This window comes from Akkermansia muciniphila (assembly GCF_018709685.1).
Classification (GTDB): domain Bacteria; phylum Verrucomicrobiota; class Verrucomicrobiia; order Verrucomicrobiales; family Akkermansiaceae; genus Akkermansia; species Akkermansia muciniphila_E.
Map to the genome: position 1 here is coordinate 13,008 of NZ_JABDHQ010000020.1, position 20,749 is coordinate 33,756.

The following is a 20,749-nucleotide window of genomic DNA, read 5'->3' on the forward strand; positions in this document are numbered from 1 at the left end:
CAACTTCAATCAAGCTATATCACATTATGGATCGCACAGCATGGATCATCATAGGCGTTTGCGCCGCCCTTCTGGGCCTGAACATTTACATGGGCAACAATAAAAAGGAAGAGCCCGTTCCCGCAGCCCCCGTCCCCGCCCAGCAAACCGCCGCCGCTCCCGCCGGCGCCCCGGCTCCCGGCGCTGAAACGCCCGCCTCCCCCGCCGCGCCGGAACAGACTTCCGCCGCCAAGGCCCTGGAAGAAGACAAAACCAGCCCGATTACGCTGACGGCCACGCAGGAAGCGGACGGCAGGCAGGAGCCCTTCATCACCTACACCTTCAACCGCATCGGCGGCTCCATCGGCGCCGTCACCCTCCACAACGACATTGTGGACTCCCAGAAGGTCGCGGACCATAACATCACGATCAACGAAGCCCAGCAGAGGGGAATCGGCGAGCTCGTCTTCAACATGGACGCCACGCAGGACCCTTCCTATGACAACACGGTATACCGGGAAGTCAAGCGCACGGCGGACTCCGTCACTCTGGAAGGCTATGACGCCGCCCGGCAACTTTTCATCTCCAAGACCTATACCCTGCACCCCGTCAAGAATCTGGAAGGAAACGTACTGCCCGGCAGCAAGTACCTTATCCGCCTGACCGTCTCCCTGCTCAACAAATCCCCCAATGTCCAGGACCTGCGCTACATGGGCATCTTCGGCGGCAGCGCCTATCCCATCGCCAAAAGCGAACCCAAGGACACCTACACCCACTTCTTCTACCATGCGGACGGCTCCCTGGAGCAGGAAGTTCCCTCCTACTTCACGGGCGGCATTTTCAGCACAGCGAAGGCCCGCGTTCTGGAAGGCCCCCTTCAGGACCTGACCTATGCCGGCGTAATGAGCCAGTATTACGCCACCATCCTTCTTCCCCAGGACAAGTCCAACGGTTCCACCGTGTACGCCACCCGCCAGGAATTCCCGCTGGCCCATGAAAACAACACGCTGGTGCCCGGCGTTACCGTAGCCATGGGAATTCCCAACCTGACGATGGCGCCCAACGAGATCAAGACGCTCACGTACGACATTTACACGGGACCCAAGTTCAACGCCTACCTGCGCGACCTGAACCTCACCTACCCCGCCATCAGCGACATCATGGCCTACGGCTGGCTCGTCTTCCTGAGCGTGCCGATGAACTGGCTGCTCAACCTCTTCCACGGCTGGTTCGGCAACTGGGGCGTGGCCATCATCTGCATGACCATCGTCGTCCGCGCCCTCATCTGGCCGCTGCACAAAAAGTCCTACATGGCCATGAAGCGCATGTCCCTGATTCAGCCGGAAATGGCCAAGCTCAAGGAAAAATATCCGGACGAGCCCCAGAAGGTGAACATGGAAATGATGAAGCTGTACCAGAAATACGGCATCAACCCGGCCAGCGGCTGCGTGCCCATGCTCATCCAGATCCCCATCTTCTTCGCCTTCTACCGCGTTCTCCAGTACTCCGCGGAACTGAGGGGCCAGCCCTTCTGCCTGTGGATGACGGACCTGTCCCTGCCTGACACCGTGGGCCACCTGTTCGGCATTCCGATCAACATCCTGCCGCTCATCATGGCGGTGACCATGATCATCCAGATGCGGATGACCCCGCAGGCGGGGGAACGCTCCCAGCGCATCATCATGAACCTGATGCCCGTCATGTTCTTCCTGTTCTGTTATAACTTCGCTTCCGCCCTGGCCCTGTACTGGACCACGCAGAACCTTATTTCCATCGGCCAGACGGCTTTGATCCGCCGCCTTCCCATGCCCGTGCTCACCGCCGCCAAAAAGAAGAAGCCCGGCTTCTTCCAGCGGATGATGGACCAGCAGCGCGTGGCCCTGGAGGAACAGCAGCGCAAGGGCAAAGGCCACAACATGCGCAACATTACGCCTAAAAAGAAATAAGGGGCGCACCTTCAGCACTCTTTTTCCCTGCAAATGCGGCCGTTCACGCGGCCGCATTTTTTATGGGGAAACGAGGGAAACCGCACCGTGCTACAGGAGCGCCGGAAGAAAAGCAGAGCCCGCGCCCCTCGCCCCCCTGATGAAAAAACCGGACTTCCCCACACGGAGAAGCCCGGTTTTTCTCGTCATATATCTTTGTGTAGCTAATTGGAGCGGCCTGGCAGAAAATGCCAAAACACCCACTGAAACTACCTTAGCGGATTATGAATCCGTTGCAGCAGGAGGCAAGGGAAATGCCCCTCCGCTTCGCTCTGGAAAAAATTTTAAGTGCGAAGGCCGGGAAACCGGGCACGCCCGGTTGGACGGAATGCGAAGCTTGAAGCCCGCAGGGTGAGTGAATCTGAAAGATGAACGAATCAAACCTCCGCTACCAGTTGGCCGTGATCCGTTCAAACCGCTGGCATGATGCTGTCCTCTCACCGTGTTCTTGATGGCCGCGCTGCTGGGAACAAGGGCCTCCCGGCCCTTGCAGTTCTCGTCAAAAACTCCCCCGAAGTTGTTTCAGAAAAACTGTTTGAAATCCTGTATTCCAATGGATGCAACACCCGGAAATGCCGGGGTAAATTCGCATTAAGGGATTTTCAATCAAATTTGTGTGTTGACCCCGGATTCATAATCCGTATGAAGTTCTACAGACTGACCCGCAGCCCATGGCACAAAAAGCCACGCTCCCCTTCTGCTTGAAGGGTTCCAAAAATATGGCGGTGATGCCTTATGGCGTGGGTAAATCTTCCGGCATCAAGATGGCCGCCACGGCAAAGGCGGCTATGCCTTCCCGGCGGCCCAGGGCGCCGAGCTGCTCATTGGTGGTGGCTTTCACTCCCACGCGCGCCGGAGAAATGCCCAGGGCGCTTCCCAGGGCTTCCTTCATCTGTTCCAGATAGGGAGAGATGCGGGGAGCTTCCGCAATCAGGGAGGAGTCCACATTCACCACGCGGCCGCCGCGCTCACGGATCAGGGAAACGGCCTTCGCCACGATTTCCAGAGAAGGGATGTCCTTGCAGGAGGGGTCTCCCGGCGGGAACCAGTACCCGATGTCCGGCAGTCCGGCCGCGCCGAGCAATGCGTCCGCAACGGCATGGCACAGGACGTCCGCATCGGAATGGCCGTCCAGCCCGCGGGCGGAAGGAATGTGCACGCCCCCCAGCATCAGGGGCCGCGGGGCTTCCACAAAGCGGTGGATATCATATCCCAGCCCGGTCAGGGCAATCATGTCTTTCATATTGCGGCAGGGTTGTTCAGGTTATTCGTTCAGCGCCTCCACAATCGGGATGCGGCCGTTCCAGGCGATGATGGCAAATTGTTCCGGATTATCCTCCCGGGGTTCCAGAATTACTTTCCCTCCGGCGGCCTCCACCAGCAGAACGCCGGCGGCGATGTCCCAGATGGAAATAACGCTCTCCACATAGGCGTCAAACCTGCCGCAGGCAATGTAAGCCAGAGCCAGCGCGGCGGAGCCGTTGTTGCGCACCTTGCGCACCTGCCAGGCTATTTTGGCAAAACGTTCAATCCCCTTTTCCTTGGAACCGTCCGTCTTGCCGTGCCCCACAAACACTACGGCCTCCGCCATGCGCTCCCGGCGGCTGCAATGCATGGGGTGGTCATTCATGTACGGAATTCCTCCCTTTTCCACATGCCAGCATTCGTCCATCATGGGATCGTAAATCACGCCCAGCACCACTTCCCCGCGGCGGCGCAGGGCGATGGAGACGCAGAACCAGGGAATGGTGTAAAAGTAATTCACCGTCCCGTCAATGGGGTCCACAATCCATTCGTATTCACTGTCGCGGTTCCCGGTATACCCTTCCTCGCCCAGAACGGCATGAGTGGGGAACACGGAGAGGATTTCCTCCGTAATCAGTTTCTGGGAAAGCTTGTCCAGCTCCAGCTTGATATCATTCTGGCTGGCTTCATCCACCTTCTTGCTGTCATAAAAATGCTTTTTCAGGAAGGCTCCGGCGGATTTGGCGGCCAGAATGGCCGTGGTCATTTCAGGTGAGTGGTTCATGATATGGTCTATTGTAGAAAATTTGCTTCCGTCAGGAATCCTGCTCCGCGGGGGCTTCCTTCTCCTTCCGTTCCTGAACGGCTTTCCTCCGGTTTTCTTCCGCCCGGTCATATACTTCCCCGGCCAGCGCGGCAGTGGTTTTTGCCAGCGCGGCGGCTACCCCCTTCTTTTTATAAACGGCCTCCTCCGGGGAGTCAAAGCCCACCCAGACGAACACCGTGAAATAACGCCCCATGACGGCGGAGAAATTCCCTGTGTTCTCCGGCAGCCTGACATTGACGAATGTCTTCCTGGAGCGCTCGTCATAACGGAAGGGAGGCAGCGCAGCCACCAGATGGGCTGATTCACGCGGCAGGATTTCACGGCGGCTTTCCTCCGGAGAGGGCGCATTCACCATCACCAGGTTCTTCTTGGTGGTGCCTACCTGCCGGACGGAGGATATCTGCACGTTGCGCCCGTCGCTGCCGATCAGGTACAGCGCATTGACGGCTTGCGCCAGAGGGGCGCGGAACCTCCCGGCATACAGGTCAGGGGAACGGGGAAGGTCCCCCTTGTATCCGGCTTTTTGCGCCGTTTCTATCACCGTATTGAACCCTACCCCGCGCCCGGTGACTTCCGGACTGCTGCGGATGACGGTTCTGCGCTGGTCCACAGCGCATACGTTGACAATGGGAGTGAAGAGATCCCCGGGCATCACCATGGCCTGCCACCGGTCCACGCCGTCCAGGGCGGAGCGTCCGCCCGTCACGGCCAGCAGGTCCCCCTTGCGGGTATCCACGCACAGCACGGCCGCCTGCACGCAGTTCTTGAGCTGGTTGTCCACCCTCCTGGGCAGTCCGGCCCACACGGGGGAATGTTCCAGCTCCGCCAGCAGGGGTTCGCTTATTTCCTCCACCATGCGCTGGACTTCCAGATCCAGCGTGGTCATTACAAAAATGCTGGACGTCCCCTCCTGCTCGTCGCAGCAGTCCATGTCCCTCAATTCACGGGAAATGACCAGGATGGGGTAGGAGCCGGGCCGGGCCTCCTTCTCTCCCGCTACCGTCATCGGCTCACGGGATGCCTGCCATAATTGCTCCTGGGTGATGAAATTGCATTCCAGCATCCTTTCCAGCGTAGCGTTGCGCACCTTCACGGCCGCGTCCGGGCTGTAAACGGGGTTGTAAATGGACGGCCCGCGCACCAGCCCGGCCAGCGTGGCGCACTCCGCCAGCGTGAGATCCGCCACTTTTTTGCCGAAGTACAGGTCAGCCGCCTGGGCGATGCCATAGCACTGCTGGCCAAAGTAAATGCGGTTCAGGTAGGCCGTCAGAATTTCATCCTTGGAATACTTGCCCTCAATGCGGCGCGCCACGGCCATTTCCAGAATCTTGCGGTCCAGGGTCTTTCCACCCAGTTCATAACAGTTCCGCGCCAGTTGCATCGTGATGGTGGACGCTCCCTGCGCATAGGACAGCGTGGTGAGGTTCCGGCAGATGGAGCGGATGATGGAGGAGTACACGATGCCGCCGTGATCGAAAAAGGCTTCATCCTCCCGGGCAATGAAGGCATTCACCAGATTGTCCGGCAATTCATTGCGGGCCACGTACACCCGGTCGTGGTCCGTCAGGGTGCCTATCCACTGGCCGTTGCGGTCATAAGCGGCGCAATTTTCCAGCGGGGCCAGCACTTCGTCCAGTTCATACTGGTCCGCCCTCCAGGCGTACACGAGCAGGACGATGACGAACGCAATGGGAATGAGCCCCAGCCACAGCAGCATGCGTCCCAGATTGCGCGGGAGCAATCCGAACAGATCATACCATCTTTTGCGCCTGTTTTCCATTCCGGTTCCAATGATCCGGACGCCTAGCGGGCGTCCGGCGGCAGTGAATCTTCATCCTGCTTCCAATCCGGGAACTCCTTTTGCAGGCGCGCCCGGTACTGGGAAGCCTCCGACTTGCGGCCGGCCTTGTCCAGCGCTTCCGCCGCCTTGAACAGGGCCTTGGGCTTCAGTTCGGCGTCATTGACAAACAATTCAGCCGTGACGCCATAATACTTGGCCGCTTCATCAAACTTTTTCTCCGCATAGGATATGTCTCCCAGAACGATTTTCAGGGAGGCCATCAGGGGGCCTTCCACTCCCAGCGCCAGCGCCTCCTCCGCCGTCTTCCGGGCGTCCGCATACCTGCCAAGCCCCAGTTGGATGGAAGCCTTGTCCAGCAAGCCGTCCGCCCGGCGGTAGGGCTGGTCTTCATCTTTCAGGAAGTTGTTGGAGGCCACCAGGGCGCGGTCATACTTCTTGAGCGCCAGGCGCACCTTCGCCAGATTACGCCAGATCACCTTCTTCACATTCTGGAGCTGGTCGTTCTGGGTGGCCCAGGTCATGTACTTGTCCGCCGTTTCCAGATCCTTCATGCCATAGGCCTGAAGGCCCAGCCACGCGGGAATGACGTCCGGCACGCGGGCTACGGCTGAGGGGTTCTCCTTCTGGAGGGTTTCCAGGGCTTCCTTCAATTTTTTCACGTCCTGGAGCTTGTGGTAGGACAGGACGGAAAGCACGTTCACCTGTTCTCCGTATTTCTGGGGGTCCAGCGTCTTGGCTTCCGCCATGTGGCTGATGGAGGATTTGAAATCCCCCTGGTCAAACGCCGCGCGGCCCAGCAGGAAGTGGGCTTCCGCCAGCGCGGCGGGGGACGCCTTCGGGAAGTTCTGGATCAGGCCTTCATAGTACTTCGCCATGTTCACCATGTCCTGGCGTCCCGCGTAAATCTGGGCCGCACGCTGCCATGCGGCGGCGGCAGATTCCTCCTTGGGCCAGCGCGCGATCACCCGGTCAAAGTCCATCAGGGCTTCCGCCTCCTTCCTGGTCTTGGCATACATGTCTCCGCGCAGAGTCAACGCCTCGCAAATGCGGGGGTCCTGCGGGTACTTGCTGATGAAATCCGTCAACAGCGTGGCGGCCGCTTCCCGGTTCCCGGCCTGGGCGATGGCCCAGGCGCTCTTGTACAGGATGTCCGCACGCATCTTGGGGGGCAGCTTGTCAAAATCAATGCTGGCGTAAAACCGGGCGGCATCCGCCGGACTGCTGTTAAACAGGTTCTCCGCGGCCATCAGGCGCACGAGGTCATGCAGCTCACTGGTCGGAAAAGCCTTGGCATAATGGTTCAGGAAACTCTGCGCGCGCTGCGGAAGGTCTTTCTGCTTGAGTTCATTATAGCACATCAGGCGGTAAAAGGAGGCCTGCATGGCTTCCTGCGTGTAGGGAACGGCCTTTTCCGCTTCCAGGAAGAAATCCGCCGCCTTCTGGTACTCCTTCAGCTTGTAGGCCGACTGGCCCAGCAGCATCAGGAGGCGTACTTCTCCTTCCTTGGTCGGCATCTTCATGTCCTTCTGCTGCGCGTACTGGGACAGGATCTCCTTGTACTTGCCCATGTCGTACAGTCCCAGGAGCAGCCCCATGCGGGCCTCCGGAGCCATTTCCTTCAGGGACTCGTCCTTCAAAAGCCGTTCGTATAGGCCCTGGGCTTCCGCGGTCTTCTTCAGCTTGGTAGCCAGCATGGCGGCCTGCAGGGTGGCAATGCCCCGGTTACGGTCATCCACGCCGGGCGTCTCCAGCACCTTGCGGTATTCGGAATAGGCCTCGCCCAGGCGGCCCGTATCCGCGCACAGGGCGGCATACCCCATCCGGGACACCAGCACGAATTTTCCGTCAGCCTGCGGGTTGCCCATCACCGCGCAGAACATGGTGGCGGCGGCCTCCGGATTCCCGCTGGAGAGGAAGAGGCGCCCCAGGCGGTACTGCGCGTCCACCTTCAAATCATTCTGTTCCGCATTGCGGACCACGAGCTGGTAATACTGGATGGCCTTTTCCGTTTCCCCGGCAGCGGAAGCGTCCGTAGCCAGCCGGTAAGCGGAAGCGGCGACCAAAGCCGGGGTGCCCGTCTGAGTAAGCCTGCGGAACAGGGCGTGCGCGTCCGCCTTCCTTCCAAGCTCCGTGAGGCACATGGCGGCGCGGTACTCCGCCAGGGGGGCCTGGGCGGACTGTGGGAAACGCTGGGCAAATTCCAGATACTTGCGCAGGCTCAGATCAAGCAGGCGGGCGTGTTCCTGGGGATTCCCCTTCATGGCAGGCTCCTGGGCCTGCTTGTACAGCATGTCCGCCATGTCCAGGGTATCCTGCTCCGGATTGGCGACCAGCGGGCCGTCCGGTACGGGAGCGGCATCCGGGATGTTCTCCTGTGCGGCGGCAAACGCGGCCAGGGCCATTAAACCTGCATTGACGAAAAGGAACGCTTTCATGAAGCTTGGGGGTTGGAAACATTGACGGAAGACGGAGCCGGGGGCCGCGTGGAGAAGGAAACGTTGTTCAGGCCGGCCTTCAGGCAGGCGTCCATCACATGCACCACCACGCCGGATTCCGCCTTTTCATCCACGCGGATGCGGACGAGCATGGTTTTATCCAGCCGGGCGACGGAAAGAAGCTTGTCTTCCAGCTGCGGCATGGTGTACGGCTGGCGGTTGATGACCACCGTGCCATCCTTCCGGATATTCACGGTGATTTCATTGGAAACGCTTTCACCGGGCTTGGGAGTCTCCGCGGAGGGGAGGTTGATGGAAAGGTCCGGCTCGTCGTCCTCAAACGTCTGGGTCACGATGAAAAACACCAGCAGCAGAAAAACAATATCCAGCATGGGAGCCAGCTGGAACCCGATGGGATTGGGCATTTTATAATGGAATTTCATACGTTGTTCCGGTGTTGGGAGCGGAGCCGCTTCCTGTTAAAGCCCGCGCACGTCGCGCAGGGAGGTGGGGTCCACGGGCACCCTGGGGAGCTCCTCCTCATGGAACGCCCCGGCACGCGGCTTCTGGAGCTGGGTGGCGACTACGGAAACGCTGTGCGTTACCGCGGCTTCCAGGTCCCCCACGCGCTTGTGCACCCGGCTGCGGAAGTATACATACGCCAGGATGGCTGGAATGCCCAGCATCAGGCCGCCCGCCGTGGTGATCAGGGCTTCCGCCACGCCGCCCGCCATGTCAATGCGCTGCTTTCCGCCGGAGAAATCACCGTTGGCGATCTCAAAGAAGGTTTTCATCATCCCGACCACGGTCCCCAGCAGCCCGAGCATGGGGGCCAGCGCGCCGATGTCCGAGAGCCAGGATATCTGGCGGCTCAGGAAGCCCGCCTGCCGCCCGCCTTCCGCAGCGGCTATTTCCCTCACCTCTTCAAACTGGGCGGAAGGGTTGCGCAGCATGAAACTGGCCACCGTCAGCATCACGCGCGCGTAGCAGGAGTCTCCATCCTTGCAGAGGATGGACAGCCCCGTGTAATCCCTCTTGCGGATGAAGGATTCCGCCTGCTCCACCAGCTTGGTGGGCAGAACGGCGGAGGCGCGGGTGGAAAAACAGCACATGACCAGCACCACCACTCCGGCGATGGACAACAGGAGCAGCGGCCACATGATGAAGCCGCCCTTCATAAACAGCTCGGAGAGGGGATAGTTTCTATCTCCCACCACAAAGTCCATGGCGGCAGCCAGCGTGGTAAACGGTACAGGATTCATACAAAAGACGTAGGGGATTATACAGAAGATGTCTTCCTAGGCAAGCCAAGTAGCCGTAATGCAGTACGTTTCCGCAGTTTCATTTCTTGCCGCATATGGCATAATAACGCCCGTGGCAGATCGTGAAAAACCATCCCTGAAGGAACTCTGGAGGGAAACCCCGCATAAACCCGGCGTTTACATCATGAAAGACGCCCTGGGGAATACCATTTACGTAGGCAAGGCGAAGGATCTCCACCGCCGCCTGGGCAACTACTTTTCCCCTACGGGAGCCACCCTCTCCAACCACAAGACACGGGCGCTCATCAATGCTATTGCGTCATTCGACTACTTTGAAACCAGGAACGACCAGGAGGCTTTTCTGCTGGAAAGCAAGCTCATCAAGCAGTACCGCCCGCATTACAACATCCAGATGAAGGATGACAAGCGCTACCCCCTGCTGAAGATACCCAAGGGGGAGAAACTGCCGCGCTTCCAGCTGGCGAGGGTGAGGAAGGATGACGGCGCGCGCTACTTCGGCCCCTTTGTCCATTCCCAGGCGCTGTACGCCACGCAGGAATGGCTTAACAGGCACTTCCGGCTGCGTACCTGCAAGGTCAAGAATCCCGGCCTCAACGATTTCAGGCACTGCCATGCGGACGTAATACGCAACTGCTCCGCTCCGTGTGTAGGCCGCATTTCCCTCAGCGACTACAACCGGAACTTCGACCAGGCGGTGCGCCTGCTGGAAGGAACGGGCAAAAAAAGCACCCTGGACGAATTGACCCGGGAGATGATGCAGGCCTCCGACGAGCTGGATTTTGAACGCGCCGCCTACCTGCGGGACATCCGGGACAACCTGGTCAAGGTTCTGGAGCCCGCGCGGAGGTTCCAGAAGGGGACGCCCAACCTGCCCGGCACCGTGCGCCCGGTGGAGGACATGAAGGAACTGGGCCTGGCCCTGGGACTGGAAGACCCCCCCGCCATTATGGAATGCTTTGACATTTCCAACGTCTCCTCCAACCACATCGTAGCCTCCATGGTGCGGTTCACCAACGGCAGGCCGGACAACAAGGCCTACCGCCGCTACCGCATCCGCACCGTAGACGGCCAGAACGACTTTGCCTCCATGTCGGAAGTCATCCGGCGGCGCTATTCCCGCATTCTGGCGGAAAGCGACGCCGTAGCGTCACGGCCCGCAGGCATGAGCCTGTACCGGTGGCTCAAGAAACTCAGCGCGGAAGGGAAAGCCCCCATCAAGGTTCCGGACCTGGTGGTGGTGGACGGCGGCAAGGGCCAGCTTTCCTCCGCCCTGGCGGACCTGGAGGCCATCGGCCTGGGGGACATGCCCATCGTGGGCCTGGCCAAGCAGCGGGAGGAAATCTTCTTCCCCCACCAGTCACAGCCCCTGTGCCTGCCGCACAGTACCGGAGCCCTCAAGCTCATGCAGCGCATCCGCGACGAAGCCCACCGGTTTGCCAACGGGTACAACGAGCTGCTTTACCGGAAACGCATGAGGGAAAGCGCCCTGGACGACGCCCCGGGCATGAGCGCGTCCAAAAAAAGCCTGCTGCTGGAAAAATTCAAATCCGTGGCCGCCATCAGAAAGGCGGACCCCGCCTCCATTGCCGCCATCCGCGGCATCTCGGAAACCTGGGCCCGCAATTTGCTGGACTATCTCAACTCATCACCCAACGCCTGACCTCATATGCAATTCCTGATTCTGGCCGCAGGCAAGCCGGCCCTGAACTACGCCCGGGAAGGCGTGGAACTTTATCTCAACCGCCTCAAGCCGTTCGGCAAGGCGGAACTCAAACTCGTCAGGGACGGAAGCTCCAGGGACGTTTCCGAACGCCTGCTGGCCGCCAGCGAGGGGTGCCTGCGCATTGCCATGGACGAACGCGGAGAGCTCTGGACCACGGAAAAGCTGGTCAAGCTGGCGAGGGACTGGCAGATGCGTTCCGTGCGCCGCATCGCGTTCCTCATCGGCGCGTCGGACGGCCACACGGAGGAACTGCGCTCACGGTGTGACCATATCCTGGCGTTGAGCAAATTCACCCTCCAGCATGAGCTGGCGCTTGTCGTGCTGCTGGAGCAGCTCTACCGCTGCCACACCATCCTAGCGGGGACGCCTTACCACCGGTAAGATTCAATATTCCGTCACTCCCGGTCAATCAAGGCCTTCACCATGACGATGATGGCCACGACTACAGCCAGCCCCCATGCCGTAGAGTCACCCACGATTCCCGTGGAAAACGCGGGGAAAGGATTGAACGCCACTGCCAGGGAGCCAAACACCCAGCCCCAGCCGGAAAGGCCTTTTTTAAAAGCTGCGTAAGCAAGGTAGAAATACAGGGCCACACCTGCAAACTGAAAAAAAGCAAAACCCGGTCCGTATTTGACCACCTTGGGAGCGTTAAAACCGGCGTAATGGGAATGCCTCAAAAGGGAGCCCAGCAACAGCAGGAGCGGCGCCCCCAGCAAGGGGACAAGCGGGAAAAGAAACCTTGTTGTTTTTCCTTCTTCCGGGGAAGGTTCCGTAACAGCGTCTTCCTGAGGCTCTGGCGTCATGATGCTCCTTCATAACAGCAAGCAGCCTCCCCTGCAACGAAAAAGGAGTACTCCGCAGGGAGCACTCCTTTTCCGAGAAAGAAATGGTAAAGCCAGTTCCTTCGCAGCCAGCCAAGCTTAGCGCTTGGAGAACTGGTAACGCTTGCGGGCGCCGGGGCGGCCGGGCTTTTTACGTTCCTTCATGCGGGAATCACGGGTCAGGAGACCGAATTCACGCAGCTGGGCGCGGGAGGCTTCATCAACCTGGACCAAGGCGCGGGCGATCGCCATGCGGATGGCGCCCACCTGGCCGTGAATGCCGCCGCCCTTGGTGACGACGTTCACGTCAAATTTGTTCATGGTGTTGGTCACCTGGAAGGGTTGGAGAACGGCGTTCTGCAACTGGACGGTGGGAAGGTATTCTTCAAAACCGCGACGGTTGATCGTGATGCGGCCGGTACCTTCAGTAAGCCAAGCGTGTGCAATGGCGGTCTTGCGGCGGCCGGTGGCGTTGAATGGGGTTGTCTGACTCATGTCTGGAAAAATCGGTTAGAGAGTGATGGCGGTGGGCTGCTGGGCTTCATGCGGATGGCCGGCGCCGGCGTAAACCTTCAGCTTGGACATTTGCTGACGGCCCAGGCGGGTGTGGGGCACCATGCCCTTGACGGCCAGTTCCAGAAGAAGTTCGGGGCGGCGGGCGCGGATTTTCCGGGGGGTATCCACCTGCTTGCCGCCGACGTAGCCGGAGAAACGGGTGTAAATCTTGGCGTTTTCCTTGTTGCCGGTCAGCACCACCTTGTCCGCGTTTACGATAATGACAAAGTCGCCACAATCAACGTGGGGGGTGAAAATTGTCTTGTTCTTGCCACGCAAAATGTTAGCCGCTTCAACGGCAACACGGCCGAGCACCTTGTCGGCAGCGTCAATAACATACCATTTGCGCTCTACTTCTTGCGGTTTGGCTGAGAAGGTCTTCATGGTTCAATTCTTCGTTCTCGGTTTTCGGCATCCTGCCGTAATCTTCCAATTCGGGGGCGCATTCCTAATGATTATTCACGTAAATGTCAAATACTTTTTCTCTATTACTCCCCTTTTAAAGGCTTTTTTCCCCTCTCCCCGGGGAATCGCGGCTTAATTGCGGCGTTTTCACATTCGGGGCTTGCCCTCGTGAAAATATGGCCTATTATTCGCCTGCGCGAAAATTCGTACACGCGCGTTCATTTTAACCTTACAAGGAGAATCCTATCAGCCCGAATCCAAGACCCAGCAACCGCCCCAGCGGCGGCCAGAATTCCCGCCCCGGCCCCAGGCCGGCAGGCAGCAGCACAAGACCGGCCGGCAACGGCAGCCGTCCCGGACAGCCCCGGCCCGCAGGGAGCGGCACCGGCCCGGCACGCCCGGCCGGACAGTCCGCAGGTCCGGGAGGAGCCAGAACAGGCGGGGGACCGCGCCCCGGAGGCGGACCGAACCGCCCGCGCCCGCAGGGAGGCGGACGCCACAAGGGCAGAAGGCACTTCAGCAAATCAGCGCCCAAGGAGGAAAACTCCGAAAGTGAAATTGAAGTGGAAGGCACCATCTGCGCCGTGCTGGCAGGCACCATGTTCAAGGTGCGCCTGCCCAACGGGCACGAAGTGCTGGCCCATATCTCCGGCAAGATGCGCAAGCGTTTCATCAAAATCGTGGTAGGCGACAAGGTCCGCATGGAAATGTCTCCCTATGACATGACCAAGGCGCGCATCACCTTCCGCATCGGTTAACCGTTCCGGATTCACTCCTTTTGCGAAAAACCTTCTCCGGCTTGCCGGAGAAGGTTTTTTAGCGTAAAGTGCGGACTGACTCCACCAACGCGCCATGAAAGTTTGCTCCACGGAAAATATGCAGATTGCGGAACGCGAGCTGATTGTCAGCGGAACGCCGGCCAGAACCCTCATGAAACAGGCCTCCGCCGGCATTGCGGAAGCCGTGATGCAGTTCTTTCCCATTCCCGGTCTTTGCGTAGCCTATGTAGGAAAAGGCAACAATGCCGGGGACGCCCTCACCGTCCTCAATATCCTGAAACAGCACGGCTGGGAAATTGGACTCCGGGCAGCCTATCCGCGTTCCGAATGGGGGGAACTGCCCGTCCGCCAACTGGCGGAAATCTCCCCTCCGCCCCCGGAGTACCAGGAAGCCCCCCTTCCCCGCACGGGAAAGCCCATGATCCTGCTGGACGGGCTGCTGGGTATTGGCGCCAGGGGACTACTCCGCCAGGAAATCTCCGCCCTCTGTGCGGAAATGAATTACCTGCGGAACCGCTGCGGAGCCGTGCGCACCGTGGCAATCGACATCCCCACGGGAATTGACCCGGATACGGGAATGCCCCAGGAAAATGCCGTGGAGGCGGATTTCACCATGTGCATAGGAGCCGTCAAGCAAGGGTTGCTGGATGATGACGCCACCCTGCACGCGGGGCGCCTGGCCTGCATTGACCTTCCCGGACTCCATGTGCAGGCTCTGCCCGCCACGGAGCTCATCACCTCTTCCCGGCTTACCAAATTCCTCTCTGCAAGGCCTTATACGGACTATAAGAACAAACGCGGGCACATTGGCGTCATTGCCGGCTCGGAAGGGATGCTGGGAGCCGCCAGGCTGTGCTGTGAAGCCGCCCTCCGTGCCGGAGCCGGGCTGGTGACGCTGCACGTCCACCGTAATGCCTATCCCCTCATTGCGCCGTCCATGCCGCCGGAAATCATGGTCAGGCCCGTGGACAGCTATGCGGACGTCTCCCTCCGGACATTCAGCGCCTTTCTCATCGGTCCCGGCATCGGCTCCGTATCGGAGGAAGACGCGGAAGCCATCCGCCTCATTCTGGAAACCGGCACTCCCGCCGTTCTGGATGCGGACGGCCTGAACCTGGCGGCGGCCATGCAATGGAAACTGGGAGAACACATTCTGGCTACGCCGCACCATGGAGAGATACGCCGCCTTCTGCCGGACGCGGACAGCTGCGCCATCCGGGCGGACATTGCGGACTGCTTCCTGGAGGAGCATGAAGCGGCCCTGATCTACAAGGGAGCGCGCACCATCGTCACCCAGCGGGGAAAACCCCACTTTTACAACATCACCGGAGGCCCCGGCATGGCTACCGCCGGCCAGGGAGACGTGCTGGCGGGCGTCTGCGGCGGCTTTCTGGCCCAGGGAGAATCCCTGCTGGTCTCTGCCGTCCTGGGAACGTACCTGTGCGGCCGTGCTTCCGAGATAGCCATCTCCTCCGGGAACTCCACCCAGCAAACCCTGACGGCAGGAGATACGCTGCACCATCTGGCCGCCGCCATCCTATCCACCGCACGCCTCTGCTACTGACATGGCCTACCGCAAACTCCAGGACCTCCCTTCCCAATCCCTGCCGAGGGAGAAACTGCTGCGCCAGGGAAGGCACAGCCTCAGCAATGCGGAACTGCTGGCGATCTTCCTGCGGATGGGCATCAAGGGGAAAAACGTGCTGGACATGTCCTCGGACCTGATCCAGTCCGCAGGTTCCCTGGATGCCCTGGCCCACATGGACGCCGCGGAAATAGCGGACATCTGCAAGGGAATAGGCATGGCGAAAGCGGCCACGCTGAGCGCCGCCTTTGAACTGGGCGCGCGGGCCCTTCGGGAAACGATGATGCGGCGCCCCATCCAAACGCCTGAAGATGTTTATGACTATCTGACCACCGCGATGCGCTGGAGGGACAGGGAAACCGTGCTCGTTCTGCTGCTGGATACTAAATGCAGCCTCATCAAGCCTGTGGAAATCTCCAGCGGCACCCTGAACGAATCCATTGCCCACCCGCGCGACATCCTGCGCCCCTCCGTCATCCATAACGCCTACGGCTTCATCCTGGCGCACAACCACCCCAGCGGGAATCCCGCTCCCAGCCGCACGGACGACCTCCTGACAGAACGCGTCCGGGAATGCTCCAAGCTTCTCGGCGTCCGTTTCCTGGACCATATCATCATCGGGAAACCCACTGAGATGGCATCCAGGAACTACTACAGCTACAATCATCCCAACGGGGAACGGCTCAAGGAAGCCGTCAAAGGACGCCCCCTCTATCATTGAATAACCTTCCTCCGTATTTCCCGGGTGGATGCTCCCGCACCGAGGAACAAAAAAGCCCGTCTCAAGGACGGGCTTCCGTTAAAAAAGTGGCGGAGAGAGTGGGATTCGAACCCACGGTAGGTTGCCCTACGTTCGATTTCGAGTCGAGTGCCTTAGACCAGCTCAGCCATCTCTCCGCTTGGAAACCGGGGAGCGTTGTATCCGGTTTGCCGGACGCTGTAAAGAACAGAATCCCAGCCAACCGTCATTTGAACGCTTTTAGCGTCGTGGAGAAGCCAGCGGTCCGAGGGTGGCTTCCGCCTCGAATTTCTGAGTCTTGTTGTGGGGGAGAGCGCTCTTTGTCTCTCCGGGGGGCGGCTGCGGAATGCGTTCGTGTTCCTTCGGCTCCATCAGCCAGGAGCAGGAAGAGACAAGAAGAAGGGAGAAGGACGCAAGCAAAAGAGAACCTGTGAATCGTTTCATCATTTCCTTTTAAAAAGTTGAACCCCACTATGCCGGAAGGCACAGCGGGGTTCAAGGAAAATACGCGGCAGAACCTTATTTGGCGGACTGTACGGGGCGCAGGAGCTGCACCATGTCGCCGGGCTGGATGCTCATGCCGGCAGGCACGGTATCCTTGACGATGTCAGCCACCGTCTGGTTCTTTTCCAGGGAAGTCACCTTCAATTTGCCGATGCTGCGGCCGTCACGGGTGACAAGCAGGATCGTGTTCGGGTCAATGTTGCTGCCCTGTCCGGCGCCAATCACTACAAAGCCCCACTGCGGGTCCACGGACAGAACGGGATATTCATCCCCATTCTTGGCGAGGGCGGCGCGGTATTCAGCCTGTTCCTTCTGGCGTCCGGCCAGTTCGGTAGCCTGTTCGGCGCGCTTCTTGGCGGCCACTTCCGTGGCGCTCTTGATCTGGTCAATGTCTTCCTGAAGCTTTTTGTTGGAGGCTTCCATGGATTCCATCTTCGCCTGGATTTCCTGCACGCTGGAAACGCCAAAGTCGTTCAGCTTGGCCTTAAGTTCATCCATCTGCTTGTTGATCTTGGACAGGTCCGCATTCAGCTGGACTTCCTCTTCCTTCAGTTCCGTTTCCTTGGAGAGCTGTTCGTCACGCTGCTGCGTCACGGAAGCCTTGGTGGAGGTCAGGCTCAGGTTTTCTTCCGCAGCCAGACCGCGGTTCTTGATCATGTCATTGCGCAATCCCGTCCAATTCCGGATTTCCTTGTCCAGAACCTTGCGGTACGTGATCATTTCCTTGAAGTCCTGGTACTGGCCATTGATGCCGAAGAGGCCGCTGAGACCGGAGAACCAGGCGCCCGCACCTGCTGCAAGAATCAATAAAACTACTAAGACAGTTTTCATTGTGTGTGTATGTGAGAGTGTATGGAGTGTATTGAACCGGGAAAGGACTACGGGCGGACGGATACTACGATGTCTCCGGCTTCAACACGTTCGCCGGCGGTTACCGTGGTGGGGAGGATGGTAGCCGTGGAAACACGGGATTCAACAGCGTTCACGTCAAGCTCGGCAATTTTGTTGCCGTCCCTCATCACGGCCAGCTTGGAACCGGGCACCACGCCCAGGTCGGCAGCACCGCCGTCAATTACCACTACATTAAAGTCATCAATCACCTGGGAAACCCGCGTTTTCAGGTTGGGCGGGGAAAGGTGCGCATCCTGGTCAGCCTTGAGCTGGCGGAGGGCCGCATTGTTCACGACAAGCTGTTCCGTTTCCGCCACAATAGCGTCATGCTTGCCCTGTTCGGCCTGCTTGACCACTTCCAGCTGCTTGGATTCTTCTTCCAGTCCCTTGATTTTGTCGGCAATGGCCTGGATGCTTTCCATATCCTTGCTCTTGGACTGGAGTTCCGCCAGGGCGGTTTGCTGCGCCTGGAGGTCCGTCTTCTTGGCCTCATTGGCGGCGGCCAGCTCCTGGTTCTTGGCTTCCAGCTCGTCCTTCTGCTTGGTTAAGGCATTGATATCGTTCGTCAAACCTTCATTCTTCACCAGGAAGTCGACATATTTTGTCTTTTCTTCCGTAAACTCACCGCGAAGACCGTTCAGGTTTTTATAGCGAGAGACGCATTCCTTACGCTCCTTGGTTAGAGCTTCCTCGTTATCAAGATAATACATGGCTCCGCCGAGAAGAGCTATGACCAAGGCTGCAATTGATACTTTGACCCACATAGGAAATAATAGAGATGAGAAGGTTCCTGTTACTTTTGTGAGATTGGCATGAACATTTTCACATTTCAACATCAAAATGACATCCTCATTGTTTTCTTGATATTTTTTTCAGGAAGGTTCCGTAACGGGATGCCGCAAAGTTTCTCTTATCAACATTTTAAAACAATTACGCTCTATTTTCTTTTCAAACAGGGACTCATCTTCTAGTCTTTCTGAACCGTGAGTTACCAGGTCTTTGCCAGAAAATATCGTCCTCTGACATTCAATGACGTCCTCGGACAGGATCATGTCGTCCAGACGTTGAAAAACGCCATTGAGCACAATCGCCTCGCGCATGCCTACCTTTTTGTAGGACCGCGCGGGACGGGAAAAACATCCACTGCCAGAATTTTCGCAAAAGCCCTGAATTGCAGCGGCGGCCCGAAAGTGGATTTTGACCCGCATGAAGACATCTGTGAAGAGATCGCGGAGGGACGGAGCCTGGATGTTCTGGAAATAGACGGCGCATCCAACCGCGGCATCGACCACATCCGCGACCTCCGGGACAATGTGCGCTTTGCTCCCAGCCGGGGGAATTTCCGCATTGTCTATATAGATGAAGTGCACATGCTCACCAAGGAGTCCTTCAACGCCCTGCTGAAAACGCTGGAGGAACCGCCCCCCCACGTCAAATTCATTTTCGCGACGACGGAACCCCACAAGATTCTGCCGACCATCCTGTCACGCTGCCAGCGTTTTGACCTGCGCCCCATTCCTTCCGAAATCATTGCGGAACACCTGCTCCACATCGCTTCTGCGGAAGGAGTGAATCTGAGCCGTGAAGCGGCCTTTGCCGTAGCCAAGGTGGCGGACGGCGGCATGCGGGATGCCCAGTCCATGCTGGACCAGCTGGTTTCCTTCTGCGGGAACCAGATTGAAGAGGAACAGGTGCTCCACATCTTTGGCATGACTTCCCGGGAAACCGTGGCGCATGCCCTGGCACTCATTCTGAACAAGGAGCTCCCCTCCCTGCTTCACCTTCTGCATGAGCAGGCGGAGGCGGGAAGAGACATGGGCCAGTTCCTTTCTGAAATCATTTCCGCCGTGCGTGAAATCCTGGTTTCCAAGGTGGATCCGGAAGCCAGCTTTGATTCCCTCCCGGAAGCCTCCAAGGAGGAACTCGCCGGACTAGTCAAACGCACCCAGACGGACAAGATTCTGCGCCTGGTGGAAGTCCTGGCGGAAACGGAAGACAAGATGCGCTGGTCCACTAATAAAAGGCTGCATCTGGAAATGGGCCTGATCAAGGCCGTCCACGCCCTGGCGGAAGCCAGCATCAGCGATATTATCATGGCTCTGGAAGGCGCGCCGCTGGCCGCCTCCACACAGGCTCCCGCTGACCGCCAGGAACAGAAGGCGCCTGCGGCCGCCGCTACAGCCCCTGCCCCGGAACCTCCGGCAACTGTCCAGGCGCCCATTCCTGCGGAAAAGCCGGAACCCGCTCCGGAAGCGCACCTGATGGACCCGGTTCCGGATTTTTCTCCGGCCAAGCCGTCCCCCGCTGCCGCCATGCAGAAGAGTGAACCCGCCAGTGTTCCGGCGGCGCCCGTTCCAACGGAGGCCCCCGAACCGCAACCGCAGGTTCCGCCTGCCGCCGTGGAGGAAGAGCCTCCCCCCTCCCTTCCGGAGGAAGAGCCTCTTCACTCCGCGCCTGAACCTCAGCAAGAACCCGTTCCTGAAATCCCGGCTGAAACCCAGCGCCCCGCCTCCGTCATCTCGGATGCTCCGGTGTCTCCTCCGGATTCTCCGGAACCCACCTTCATGGACCCTGAGGAAAGCCTGCCTCCGGAAAGGAGAACCAGCAGTTTCTTTGACAATCTGTTTGACACGGCAAGCGCCTCTTCACGCACCTCTGCTCCCACGGTAAAAGAGGGGCCGCAGGCCCCCGTTCCTCAATCCGGAAGAACCATCACGGAGGAAGACTGGAAAGCGGCGCTGGAACAGGCCGCCGCCAAATTCCCCCTGCAGGCGGACTTTCTGGCAAACAGCGTCTTTTCCGGCCATGACGGAGCATTCGTAGCCGTTTCTTTCCATCCCTCCGACCATCAGGGAATGGACAGCCTGGGCTCCGGTCCCCTCCGCGCCGCCCTGGAAGCGGATCTCTCCAAACGCGGCGGAGTTCCCGTTACCATCTCCATCCTTCAGGATGCTTCCATACCGGAGCCAGTCCAGGAAGAACTGGCCCCGCTGCCGGCACCCCCGCCCCCCGCGGCGGCCGCTCCAGCCCCCAAACCCCAGGCTCCCCGGGAAAAAACCGCTGCGCCCGTCCGGGAACCCGCCAAAGAGGAAAATGAAGATAACTCCTACTATACGGACCCCCTGATTGACGCCGCCATGGAAATATTCCGCGCCCGTATCATTTCCCAATAATACATCAACCCACATCT

19 protein-coding genes and 1 tRNA gene are annotated in these 20,749 nt (G+C 59.1%); 7 read left to right on the forward strand and 13 right to left on the reverse strand.

All coding sequences use genetic code 11. The features are described 5' to 3' along the window. The first annotated feature begins 26 nt into the window (after nt 1-26). Complete coding sequence (gene yidC / locus HHJ06_RS10715) at nt 27-1,925, forward strand: membrane protein insertase YidC (protein ID WP_215429627.1); 1,899 nt, start codon at nt 27-29, stop codon at nt 1,923-1,925. Nucleotides 1,926-2,697: 772 nt separating this feature from the next. On the opposite strand, the gene ispF is transcribed toward yidC, so the two are convergent. The 6 genes from ispF to HHJ06_RS10745 are packed head-to-tail and all read right to left on the reverse strand — an operon-like array spanning nt 2,698 to nt 9,533. Next, nucleotides 2,698-3,207, reverse strand: coding sequence for a 2-C-methyl-D-erythritol 2,4-cyclodiphosphate synthase (gene ispF, locus HHJ06_RS10720; RefSeq protein WP_215429629.1), 510 nt, complete (start codon nt 3,205-3,207; stop codon nt 2,698-2,700). Between the two features lie 21 nt (nt 3,208-3,228). Beyond that, nucleotides 3,229-3,993 (reverse strand): inositol monophosphatase family protein, encoded by a 765-nt coding sequence (locus tag HHJ06_RS10725; RefSeq protein WP_215429631.1) that lies wholly within the window; start codon nt 3,991-3,993, stop codon nt 3,229-3,231. A gap of 31 nt (nt 3,994-4,024) precedes the next feature. Further along, entirely contained in the window at nt 4,025-5,815 is a 1,791-nt protein-coding gene (locus HHJ06_RS10730; protein WP_215429633.1) for a transglycosylase domain-containing protein, read from the reverse strand. 23 nt (nt 5,816-5,838) lie between these two features. Next, on the reverse strand, nt 5,839-8,271 hold the full coding sequence (locus HHJ06_RS10735; RefSeq protein WP_215429635.1) for a tetratricopeptide repeat protein: 2,433 nt from the start codon (nt 8,269-8,271) through the stop codon (nt 5,839-5,841). After that, nucleotides 8,268-8,714, reverse strand: a complete 447-nt coding sequence (locus tag HHJ06_RS10740; protein ID WP_102715483.1) for an ExbD/TolR family protein — start codon at nt 8,712-8,714, stop codon at nt 8,268-8,270. Before HHJ06_RS10740 ends, HHJ06_RS10735 begins: the two co-directional genes overlap by 4 nt. Before the next feature lie 36 nt (nt 8,715-8,750). Next, the gene (locus HHJ06_RS10745; protein ID WP_102715481.1) at nt 8,751-9,533 is read right to left on the reverse strand and encodes a MotA/TolQ/ExbB proton channel family protein; all 783 of its coding nucleotides are present in this window, start codon (nt 9,531-9,533) and stop codon (nt 8,751-8,753) included. 112 nt (nt 9,534-9,645) lie between these two features. Here HHJ06_RS10745 and HHJ06_RS10750 point away from each other — a divergent pair, with 112 nt between their 5' ends. Both HHJ06_RS10750 and HHJ06_RS10755 read left to right on the forward strand, forming a co-directional pair. After that, on the forward strand, nt 9,646-11,214 hold the full coding sequence (locus tag HHJ06_RS10750) for an excinuclease ABC subunit UvrC (protein ID WP_343206620.1): 1,569 nt from the start codon (nt 9,646-9,648) through the stop codon (nt 11,212-11,214). A 6-nt stretch (nt 11,215-11,220) separates the two neighbouring features. Then, nucleotides 11,221-11,658 carry a 23S rRNA (pseudouridine(1915)-N(3))-methyltransferase RlmH gene (locus tag HHJ06_RS10755; protein ID WP_215429637.1) on the forward strand — a complete coding sequence of 146 codons (438 nt, stop codon included), beginning with the start codon at nt 11,221-11,223 and terminating at the stop codon, nt 11,656-11,658. A gap of 14 nt (nt 11,659-11,672) precedes the next feature. Here HHJ06_RS10755 and HHJ06_RS10760 read toward each other — a convergent pair whose 3' ends face one another. From HHJ06_RS10760 to rplM, 3 genes are all read right to left on the reverse strand, one after another. Next, nucleotides 11,673-12,083: a hypothetical protein gene (locus HHJ06_RS10760; RefSeq protein WP_215429639.1), complete on the reverse strand. Its 411-nt coding sequence runs from the start codon at nt 12,081-12,083 to the stop codon at nt 11,673-11,675. 117 nt (nt 12,084-12,200) lie between these two features. Continuing rightward, the gene (gene rpsI, locus HHJ06_RS10765) at nt 12,201-12,596 is read right to left on the reverse strand and encodes a 30S ribosomal protein S9 (protein WP_215429641.1); all 396 of its coding nucleotides are present in this window, start codon (nt 12,594-12,596) and stop codon (nt 12,201-12,203) included. A 15-nt stretch (nt 12,597-12,611) separates the two neighbouring features. After that, nucleotides 12,612-13,040 carry a 50S ribosomal protein L13 gene (gene rplM, locus HHJ06_RS10770; protein WP_102715472.1) on the reverse strand — a complete coding sequence of 143 codons (429 nt, stop codon included), beginning with the start codon at nt 13,038-13,040 and terminating at the stop codon, nt 12,612-12,614. Between the two features lie 578 nt (nt 13,041-13,618). Between rplM and infA the strand changes: the two genes are divergently transcribed. From infA to radC, 3 genes are all read left to right on the forward strand, one after another. After that, a complete protein-coding gene (gene infA, locus HHJ06_RS10775) occupies nt 13,619-13,819 on the forward strand; it encodes a translation initiation factor IF-1 (protein WP_031930865.1) in 201 nt (66 codons plus the stop codon). Between the two features lie 94 nt (nt 13,820-13,913). Further along, nucleotides 13,914-15,404, forward strand: a complete 1,491-nt coding sequence (locus HHJ06_RS10780; RefSeq protein WP_215429643.1) for an NAD(P)H-hydrate dehydratase — start codon at nt 13,914-13,916, stop codon at nt 15,402-15,404. A gap of 1 nt (nt 15,405) precedes the next feature. Continuing rightward, a complete protein-coding gene (gene radC / locus HHJ06_RS10785; RefSeq protein ID WP_215429645.1) occupies nt 15,406-16,146 on the forward strand; it encodes a RadC family protein in 741 nt (246 codons plus the stop codon). Nucleotides 16,147-16,233: 87 nt separating this feature from the next. Here the strand turns inward: radC and HHJ06_RS10790 are convergent. The 4 genes from HHJ06_RS10790 to HHJ06_RS10805 all read right to left on the reverse strand — a co-directional run bounded on the left by HHJ06_RS10790 (nt 16,234) and on the right by HHJ06_RS10805 (nt 18,296). Then, nucleotides 16,234-16,322 (reverse strand) — tRNA-Ser (locus HHJ06_RS10790). A gap of 82 nt (nt 16,323-16,404) precedes the next feature. Continuing rightward, complete coding sequence (locus HHJ06_RS10795; protein WP_215429647.1) at nt 16,405-16,611, reverse strand: hypothetical protein; 207 nt, start codon at nt 16,609-16,611, stop codon at nt 16,405-16,407. Between the two features lie 72 nt (nt 16,612-16,683). Next, nucleotides 16,684-17,499: a hypothetical protein gene (locus HHJ06_RS10800; protein WP_215429649.1), complete on the reverse strand. Its 816-nt coding sequence runs from the start codon at nt 17,497-17,499 to the stop codon at nt 16,684-16,686. Between the two features lie 47 nt (nt 17,500-17,546). After that, nucleotides 17,547-18,296, reverse strand: coding sequence for a hypothetical protein (locus tag HHJ06_RS10805; RefSeq protein WP_146016808.1), 750 nt, complete (start codon nt 18,294-18,296; stop codon nt 17,547-17,549). Nucleotides 18,297-18,542: 246 nt separating this feature from the next. On the opposite strand from HHJ06_RS10805, the gene dnaX reads away from it, so the two are divergent. Next, on the forward strand, nt 18,543-20,732 hold the full coding sequence (gene dnaX, locus HHJ06_RS10810; protein ID WP_215429651.1) for a DNA polymerase III subunit gamma/tau: 2,190 nt from the start codon (nt 18,543-18,545) through the stop codon (nt 20,730-20,732). Nucleotides 20,733-20,749: the final 17 nt, after the last annotated feature.